9 protein-coding genes and 1 rRNA gene (1 of these 10 only partly in view) are annotated in these 8941 nt (G+C 39.9%); 2 read left to right on the top strand and 8 right to left on the bottom strand.

The features are described from left to right. Positions 1 to 156, bottom strand: a 16S ribosomal RNA gene (locus IT970_RS01645) (it extends 1384 nt beyond the left edge of the window). A gap of 631 nt (positions 157 to 787) precedes the next feature. On the opposite strand from IT970_RS01645, the gene IT970_RS01640 reads away from it, so the two are divergent. Further along, a complete protein-coding gene (locus IT970_RS01640; protein WP_036974477.1) occupies positions 788 to 1267 on the top strand; it encodes an RNA recognition motif domain-containing protein in 480 nt (159 codons plus the stop codon). Here IT970_RS01640 and murI read toward each other — a convergent pair. Both murI and IT970_RS01630 read right to left on the bottom strand, forming a co-directional pair. Continuing rightward, positions 1230 to 2024 carry a glutamate racemase gene (murI, locus tag IT970_RS01635; protein ID WP_036974479.1) on the bottom strand — a complete coding sequence of 265 codons (795 nt, stop codon included), beginning with the start codon at positions 2022 to 2024 and terminating at the stop codon, positions 1230 to 1232. The genes IT970_RS01640 and murI overlap by 38 nt on opposite strands. 66 nt (positions 2025 to 2090) lie before the next feature. Then, positions 2091 to 3206: a DUF5610 domain-containing protein gene (locus IT970_RS01630; protein WP_036974482.1), complete on the bottom strand. Its 1116-nt coding sequence runs from the start codon at positions 3204 to 3206 to the stop codon at positions 2091 to 2093. A 164-nt stretch (positions 3207 to 3370) separates the two neighbouring features. Here IT970_RS01630 and trmA point away from each other — a divergent pair, with 164 nt between their 5' ends. Continuing rightward, a complete protein-coding gene (gene trmA / locus IT970_RS01625) occupies positions 3371 to 4468 on the top strand; it encodes a tRNA (uridine(54)-C5)-methyltransferase TrmA (RefSeq protein WP_075593171.1) in 1098 nt (365 codons plus the stop codon). Position 4469: 1 nt separating this feature from the next. Here trmA and IT970_RS01620 read toward each other — a convergent pair whose 3' ends face one another. From IT970_RS01620 to ccoG, 5 genes are all read right to left on the bottom strand, one after another. Further along, entirely contained in the window at positions 4470 to 4925 is a 456-nt protein-coding gene (locus tag IT970_RS01620; RefSeq protein WP_075593172.1) for a DUF523 domain-containing protein, read from the bottom strand. A 59-nt stretch (positions 4926 to 4984) separates the two neighbouring features. Continuing rightward, the gene (locus tag IT970_RS01615; RefSeq protein WP_036974485.1) at positions 4985 to 5623 is read right to left on the bottom strand and encodes a thiol:disulfide interchange protein DsbA/DsbL; all 639 of its coding nucleotides are present in this window, start codon (positions 5621 to 5623) and stop codon (positions 4985 to 4987) included. A gap of 19 nt (positions 5624 to 5642) precedes the next feature. Next, the gene (locus tag IT970_RS01610) at positions 5643 to 6266 is read right to left on the bottom strand and encodes a thiol:disulfide interchange protein DsbA/DsbL (protein WP_196857560.1); all 624 of its coding nucleotides are present in this window, start codon (positions 6264 to 6266) and stop codon (positions 5643 to 5645) included. 32 nt (positions 6267 to 6298) lie between these two features. After that, positions 6299 to 7273, bottom strand: coding sequence for a serine/threonine protein kinase (locus tag IT970_RS01605; protein WP_036974489.1), 975 nt, complete (start codon positions 7271 to 7273; stop codon positions 6299 to 6301). Positions 7274 to 7339: 66 nt separating this feature from the next. Then, positions 7340 to 8770: a cytochrome c oxidase accessory protein CcoG gene (ccoG, locus tag IT970_RS01600; protein WP_075593174.1), complete on the bottom strand. Its 1431-nt coding sequence runs from the start codon at positions 8768 to 8770 to the stop codon at positions 7340 to 7342. Positions 8771 to 8941: the final 171 nt, after the last annotated feature.

Here is an 8941-nt window from a genome sequence, read left to right as displayed (position 1 = left end):
ACTGTTGTCCCCCACCATAAGGTACATTCCCAAGCATTACTCACCCGTCCGCCGCTCGTCAGCAGAGTAGCAAGCTACTCTCTGTTACCGCTCGACTTGCATGTGTTAGGCCTGCCGCCAGCGTTCAATCTGAGCCATGATCAAACTCTTCAATTAAAAGTTTTTTCTGTCCTTCCCATAAGGGAGCGGACATGCTCAATGAATTCTGAATTTATTTAACATCTTTCGATGTTGAATTGACTGTGCTGAAATAAGTAAACTTATTTCCGTTGGTCACTCAGTTTAAATTGAGACTCTAAATTTGTTTGTCTTACTACCTAAGTAGCTCGACTGTTAGAACTCAATCTGTACGAGTGCCCACACAGATGATTGCTTTATATTGTTAAAGAACAGTGCGACTTCGTCGCTAGGGATGCGTATAATACATCCTTATTTTTTAGAGTCAACACTTAATTTTAAACTTTCTTTCGAAGATTTAAAACCGAAGTTTTACTTAACTCTCTGCTACGTTGCTCAGCGTCTTTCGTTGCTGTCTCCCGTCTCAGTGGGGTCGCATTATAGGGAGATCCAAAAACAGATCAACACTTTTTTTCGATCTTTTTATCGTTCGCTCACAAAGTGAACTAAAATTACCGAAAATAACAAAAACAGTCGCAATTATGGCTGTTTTTTAAGCCAATATTCATAATTTAATGCAAATTTCATTGCTATGTTCATTTAACGCGTTAAGATAGCAAGTTCACAATGTTAAATTAATGTTTATTTCCTGTTTATTGGTAGATCAAAAATGAAATTACCCGATCAAAAATCTTTTCTTTTCTCTGTTATTCTTGCTGTATTAGGGTTTGTTATTGTTAAGTTTGCATTTTCGAGCTTAGCATTAGACCCTGCGTTGCTATTTGGTGCAGGCTTATTAATTGGTGCTTTAGTTATTGCAGCACTCTCATCAACGGCAAGTGAGGAGGCTGAAGTAAAAACAAAAACACTTTATGTTGGCAACCTTCCTTACCGAGCGAATGAAGGTGTTGTACGCGCTTTATTTGAAGAACAAGGTAAAGTCTTTAACGTTCGTTTATTGAAAGATAAAAACACTGGTAAACGTCGTGGTTTTGGTTTTGTTGAAATGGCTGAGGCAGATGCTGACAATGCAATTAATCAATTAAATGATAGTGAGTTCCAACAACGTACTTTAAAAGTACGTGAAGCAAAACAAAAACAAGAGAACGAGTCTAATAGTTTCCGTGAGGAATCTGATCAATCAGCGTAACAAGCTCTACGCTTAATTGCTGGTGACTAATCGGAGCCGTTGCATAATAGTGCAGCGGCTTTTTTTTGTCTGTTGCTAAATTTAATTGCTGCGTTGTAATAATACTACTGACACGATTTGCAATTGCACGGCCTGAGTCAATCAATTTAACGCGTTTGTCGTAATAGTTATTTATTGCATGGGCTAATAAAGGAAAGTGTGTGCATCCGAGTACTAATACATCAATATCATCTGCAATAGCGAGTTCAGCCATTGCTTCGTTGAATTCGGCTTTGAGTAGTTTTTTACTATGAAACAGTGTTTCTGCAATTTCCACCAGCTTAGTCGAAGCGTACAAGCTCACTTTTGTACCTTGACTGTGTGTCAAAATTAACGTCTCGGTGTATTTGCTTTTTGTAGTCGCGGGCGTGGCAAGTAAACCAATGTGCTTCGTATTACTTATGGCACATGCTGGCTTTATAGCAGGCACAACCCCCACAACTTCAATACTTGTATAGTGTCGAATAACGTCTAACGCAGATGTCGATGCTGTATTGCAGGCAATCACTAATATATCAACATGCAACGCATGCGTGTCTATAAAGTGTAATAGCCCTAATAAGCGTTGAATGATTGTTTGCGAAGTTTGCGCACCATAAGGCAGAAAGGCATTATCCATAAAATAGCTATAATCTGCATTCGGGATCAAAGCTTGGATCTGTTCAAGCACAGTTGTCCCACCAATACCTGAATCAAACACCATTATATGGACTGACAAACTACTTACCTCGGATCATGAAAGGCAAGCAGTTTGCCATGTGACTATCTAAAAAGAAAGCGAAGACTAGTTCTGTTCATTGGCTGAACGTAGTGTATTCATTTGCTCGAACATCGCTTTGGTATAATCAACCAATTTACTGACTTCTTCTTTATCTTGATTTAACCATTGCAATATTCCGGCAAGTTGATTTTGCAAACCAATATCACCAGCTTTATTAAAGGCTTCTTTTAAGTCATCGTTAAAAGGGGCGACCTTTTCTGCAACTTCTTTCTCTGGCGTTGGTTTATATTCTTCGTACCCTTTTATAGCTGCAACTGTTTTGGTTTGCTTCAAATCCATCGAAAAACCGACTAGCTGCTCATTACTCAAGTTAAGCTCTTTAGCTTGTTCAAAGGCTTCATCGAGTGAGCCTGAGAAAAATGTTTCGCTAACGCCTTGTAAGTCTTCCATCAACTCGTTAATGGCCTGCTGCTCTTGCTCATTAAGATCGCCATTCACTGACATAGAAAAAGATAAGTCACGTGATTGTGACGATTCACTGACATACGCTTCGTTGTCACCGTTTTTACTGTAGCTACTAGCGGACTTGCTCTCATATGCATCTGCAAAGCTAATACTGACTTCATCACCTTCGGCTGTGGTAAATGTATATTCGGCATTATTACTTAAGCTCACGTACTGTGCTTGGCTAACCGTCACGGCATTAGGTTTAGGATTAAATAAGTCTTCTTCAAGCTCATCAATACCTTTAAAGATACCTTCTTTCGATTTTTCGATACCCTCTTCGATATCGTCATTTAAGATGCCTGATTCTTTAAGTTCATCATAGGCATCATCGATTCCCATTTGTACGCCTTTGCGTGCCTCGCCTAACATGCCTTTTAACTTTTCATCATCAGCGCCATCTGCTTTTGCTTTACGCAGCGCACCACCAACAAAATTGAGTACATTTTTAACGATCTCATCAAAATCAAACAGGGGTTTATCTTTCTTTTCTTCTGCTTTAGGTAAACCAAGTGCTTGTGCAAGTTTATCGTCGAGTACTTTTGCAGCCAGTTCGCGGCCACGTTGTTGATAGCTATCTTGACGATTTTGAATGGTAGGCTGCTGCACAGACTGTTTACCATTGTATTTATTCAAATTTGTATTAGGCATATAGCCTAGGTTGCCAATTTTCATGATCCGACTCCATTTTATGGTTACCTCATTATCGGCCAAAAATCGCATAACTTAAGTTTTTTGTATAAAAAAACGACACTAAAATAAATAACAAAACTAGACAAATCCTCTCTGCTCCCTACAATAGCGCCGACAAATAGCTAAGAGATAAAAGGTAATCAGCCATGGCGGTTATAAAAATTGATACAACTCAATATGATGCACAATTGAGTGAGAAAGAGCAGCGCATCACGTCACAGTTTAGGCGCTTTGGTGTAAACACATTAGAAGTGTTCAGCTCTGATCCAATTCACTACCGTCAACGTGCAGAGTTTAGAGTGTGGCATGAGGGCGACGATTTATTCCACATTATGTTTGATCAGCAAAGCAAAGAGAAAATTCGCGTTGATGAATTTGATCCCGCCGCGCCACTCGTTGGCGAAGTGATGCAGGTGATGATTGAAAATTTAAAAGGGTGTGAGGTACTTCGCCGCAAGTTATTCCAGATTGATTACCTCTCTAGCTTAAGTGGTGAAATTCTTGTTAGTTTGCTTTACCACAAACCTTTAAACGATGAATGGCTAATTGCGATTAAAGAGCTTAAAGCAAAATTAAGCAGCCAGTTTAAAATCGACTTTATTGGTCGTGCACGTAAGCAAAAAGAAGTGATTGGGAACGACTATGTCGTTGAACGATTGAACGTAAATGGTAAAGAACTCATTTATCAGCAAGTAGAAAATAGCTTTACTCAACCAAACGCAAAAGTGAACATTAAAATGCTGGAATGGGCACAAGCGTTGTGTGAGCCCCTTAATAATGATTTGCTAGAGCTGTATTGTGGTAATGGTAACTTTTCAATTGCACTAGCCGGTTCATTTAACCGAGTACTTGCGACTGAGATCTCAAAGTCATCGGTTTATTCTGCACAGTACAATATTGCTCAAAACAAAGTCGATAATTTAGATATCATTCGTATGTCGAGTGAAGAGTTTACACAAGCCATGAAAGGCGAACGTACTTTTTCACGTTTAGACGGTATTGATCTAAACGGCTATAACTGCCAAACAATTTTAGTCGACCCTCCTCGAGCGGGGATGGATACTCTTACCTGTGATTTGGTGGCGAACTACGACAACATTATCTATATCTCTTGTAATCCCGAGACATTAGAACGAGATCTTGATCACCTTTGCAAAACACACGAAGTGAAACGTTTTGCGATTTTTGATCAATTCCCCTATACACATCATATTGAGTCTGGCGTCTTTTTACAGCGTAAATAACTTAAACTTTTGCCAGCGCAGCCAATAGCGCTGGCAATTGTTGTTCACTGAACACCTGTATATTATTGTCACTAAGTAACTTTGCAGTTAAACCCATTCCTCGAATCTTTTGCCCTGTGTGACTTCCATCATAAATATAATTACGTCCACATGACGGACTAGACTCTTTGAGTAGTGCGAACCGAATCCTTTGTTCTTTGCATACACGTAATGCTTGCTGTGCACCCGCTTTAAACTCTGCGGTGACGTCATGCGCATCCTGTGTTAATACTCTACCCTGGCTAATTTCAGCAGGCGCTCTTGGTGTAGGTAGACCACCCGCAACCTCAGGACAAAAAGACACAATACGCCCTTGCTGCTTCAGTGACTCTAATCCAGGATGTAATAAGTTTTGTGATTGACCGTCATAGCGTACCGGCTTTCCTAGTAAACAACTCGACACTAAAAGTTTTTTCATTTCTTCACCAAACAAAAAAGCTCCGCGAGCGGAGCTTTTAAATAATATTTTCGAGTCTCTTACTTAGCTGCTAAGTAATTAATTAGCTCAGCCATGCTTTTTGCATCGGTAATACCTGAGTCTGCACCTAAGATTAAACGATACTTACCATTCACAATAAAGGTTGGTACGCCTTTTAAGGCTCCTTTTTGTTGATAGTACTCTTGGTCGCGTTTCATTTTCGCTGCTATCGTACGTACTGAAAAACTGTTGTAGTACTTTTCAAAATCTTCAGCAGTTACACCTTGCGATACGAAAATATCTTTCATATCTGCAAGCTCATTAATACGCGCACGTTTACCATGAATGTGGTCAAAAATTGCACCAACTAACGCATCGCTATTTGGGAGTACTGTTGCTGTTGCATAACCTTGCGCAAGCACTGTTTGGATCTCAGGATCACGAGGACCAACAAAATTAACGTGATTCTTTTTAAATTTAACGCCGTCTTTAAGCATTGGCTTAAGCTCAGCAACAATTGGCTCGAAGGTATTACAGTGAGGACAGTAGAATGAAAAAAACTCGGTCACTTCAGGCTTTTTAGAAGCTCGCGCATCAATTGTTTCATAATGCTTACCTTCTTCGTATTGCGCCGCACTCGCTGTGGCAACGAAACCTAGCGTCACGGCCACAAATGCAGCTTTAACTAATTTGATCATTATTCAATCACTCCAAAAATTATTGTTCTAATAAAAACTTTACTAACGCATCAAGCTGCTCTTGGCTCTTGATGGTATTTATATTAATTTTATATTTATCATTCACGATAAAAGTCGGCACACCCGTTACCGCCCCCATCTCTGAGTATTTATTCTGTTTGTCTTGCATCGCTTTTTCTGCACTGATCACAGGCATGCTAGCAATTTCAGAGTCAAACACATCGCCGCTAATACCATTTGTCGCCAATAATGCTTTCACGTCTTTAATATTTTGCAGCGGTGCACGTTGAATATGAATGCTATGAAAAATTTGGTCGGCCACTTGCTCACCTTTACCATGTTGCTTTGCAATTAGGTAAGCATAACTTAGGTTACTTTGTGTTTGTTTCGATACACCACCTAAAAAGTTAACGTGATTCTTAACAAACTCAGTGCCTTCAGGCAGCGTTGAGGCCAGTGCTTTCGCCACTGGTTCAAACTTAAAACAGTGTGGACAGTAAAATGAGAAAAACTCAGTTACTTGTGGTGTAGCACTCTTTTTAGTGTTTAGTACTTCGTATTGATTACCTGCTTCAAAGTCAGCTGCCAGTGCTGCAAAAGGTAAACATAGAATGAGTAGACTTAATTTTAATTTTTTGAACATTGTTTTCTCGTCTTTACTTATCTTTTAAAAATTTATGGTAATAATTTTAACGGTGGTTCTTGTAGCGCTGCAAGCTGTTCTTTTAACGCGAGTATTTGCTGCTCCCAGTATTTGTCTTCTGCGAACCATGAAAAGTTCCGTGGGAATGCAGGATCATCCCAACGTTTTGCTAACCACCCCATGTAATGCACCATGCGCATCGCGCGTAATGGCTCAATTAATTTCAGCTGGCTGTGGTCAAAATCACAAAACTCTTCATACGCTGCTACCAAGGTGTCTAACTGTAACAGTTGATTGTTACGATCGCCACTGAGCATCATCCATAAGTCTTGAATTGCAGGACCTTGTCTGCTGTCATCGAGGTCAACAAACATCAGTGCATCACCCGCCCACAAAATATTGCCCGCATGGCAGTCACCATGTAATCGAATTGTCTCTACATTTTTATATTGGGCTGTGGTTTCTTTAATAACCAAATCCAAAATCGTATAAAAAGCATTTTCTAATGACGTTGGCATCAAGTTACTTGCTTGTAACTGAACTTTAGCTGTCTGAAGGTATTCTTCACAACTGATCACTGGGCGATGATTAAATGAAGATGCTTTTGCAACTTGATGCATACGACCAATTAAACGGCCTAATACATCGAGTTGATCTAAGTTATCAACTTCGAAAATACGCCCGCCCACACTGGGAAATAAGGCAAATAAATAGCCATCATGCTCAAAGAGGCTTTTCCCGTCCTTTACTACGGGCGCAACGACGGGAACTTCTGCATCAGCAAGTTCAAAAGCAAACGCATGCTCTTCTAATATTTGTTCTTTGCTCCAACGCTCAGGACGATAGAATTTTACAACGTATCGGTAACCGTCTTCTGCTTTAAACTGATAAACGCGATTTTCATAGCTGTTTAAAGCAAGTAATCCTGACTCAGCATAGATCCCAATACTTTCAACTGCGTCTAAAATTGAATCGGGTGTGAGGTCAACAAAGCTAAATTTACTCATAGTGTCCCATTATATAAAAAAAGCGGGAAAACCCCGCTTTTTATTGTATTTGCTCAGTGTACTGAATTATTGCGCCTTAAAGAAGTTACTAGGCTGCGAAATCTGAATTTCAGGCTGCCCCTCCACCGAAAGTATAAACTCGAATTTTGTCATCGGCTTTTTCAAATCGTACGGATCAACCACTAATGACAAGGGCACGTTATAAGATTCACCTGAGGGCACTGTGAATGTTTGTTTGCCTATATATTCAAAGTTATTTAAGCCTTCCACTGTAATATTAAACGTTTGCTCGTATTGCGCTTTGTTAATCACTTTAAGTGTGTAGGTGTTTTCAACTAAGCCATTAAAGTCAACCCGGTATAGCTGATTACGGTCGCGGATAATATCAAGCTCCATTGGTTTACGCATGGCAATATTTGCCACGAGAGCCCCGGTTAACACAACAAGGATAACAAGATAACCAATCAATTTAGGTCGCAAAGCATGCGTTTTATTTTCAGGGGTTTCTAAGTTTCGCTCTGTGGTATATGAAATGAGCCCACGTGGGTAATTCATTTTATCCATTACACCATCGCAAGCATCAATACAGGCACCACAGTTGATACATTCATATTGCAAACCGTTGCGAATATCTATCCCTGTCGGGCACACTTGTACGCATAAGTTACAATCGATACAGTCACCGAGTCCTAACTCTTTCGGATCTTGTTTACGTGAACGAGGACCACGACTTTCGCCACGAGATTCATCATAACTTACTGTAAAAGTGTCTTTATCAAACATGGCCGACTGAAAACGCGAATAAGGACAGATATGCAAACACATAATTTCACGCATCCACCCTGCATTGCCGTATGTACACACAGCAAATAATGCGATACACCCATAAGAATAGGCTGTGGCATCCAAAGTAAAAACATCCGGAAGTAGCTGGCGTATAGGTGTAAAGTAGCCAACAAAGGTAAACGCTGTATACAGTGAAAACAGCCACCAGCTGCTGTGTTTTGCCGTTTTACGCCAAAACTTATCAAAGTCCATGGGGCGTTGATCTAACTTCTTACGCTGGTTTGCAGTGCCTTCAAACTTTTCTTCGAACCAAATAAAAATAAATGTCCATACAGTTTGCGGACATGTGTAACCACACCAGACTCGGCCATAAAATGTGGTGACGAGGAACAGCGCAAAAGCTGCAAGCATAAGAATAAACGCAAGAATGGTTAAATCTTGTGGCCACAGAGTGAGGCCGAAGATATTAAACTTTTGGCCTACTAAATCGAACAGCACAGCTTGCTGTCCGTGGAAGTTAATCCAAGGTAAAAGCATAAATGCAAGCATGCCAACGAAACCAATTCGTCGCCTTAACAGCTGATGCAAGCCTGTTACTGCTCTTACATAAATTCGATTGCGAGGATTAAATCTATCATCATGGGAAGCGTTTTCCGGTTTTTGGATTTTTACTTCCGTTGGGATGTTTTTAACCTTAATTTGTTTATCCATCAAAATTCCTCAACGCCACTAGGAAATAAACTCAAACTGATGTTTGCAGTTAAATAGGTTATAAAGCCAATACGACAAATTAGAATGCATCTCATTTCGTTCAGAGTTTTCTGAAATTTCCAACCTATCGAAAGTATTATACTCAATCTCTCAAAAATTTCAGGGAATGAT

The sequence above is a fragment of the Pseudoalteromonas sp. A41-2 genome, assembly GCF_015767615.1.
In the GTDB taxonomy this organism is placed as follows: Bacteria; Pseudomonadota; Gammaproteobacteria; order Enterobacterales; family Alteromonadaceae; genus Pseudoalteromonas; species Pseudoalteromonas lipolytica.
Note: the sequence above shows the minus strand (reverse complement) of the source record. Positions and strands in the feature narration are given on the sequence as shown.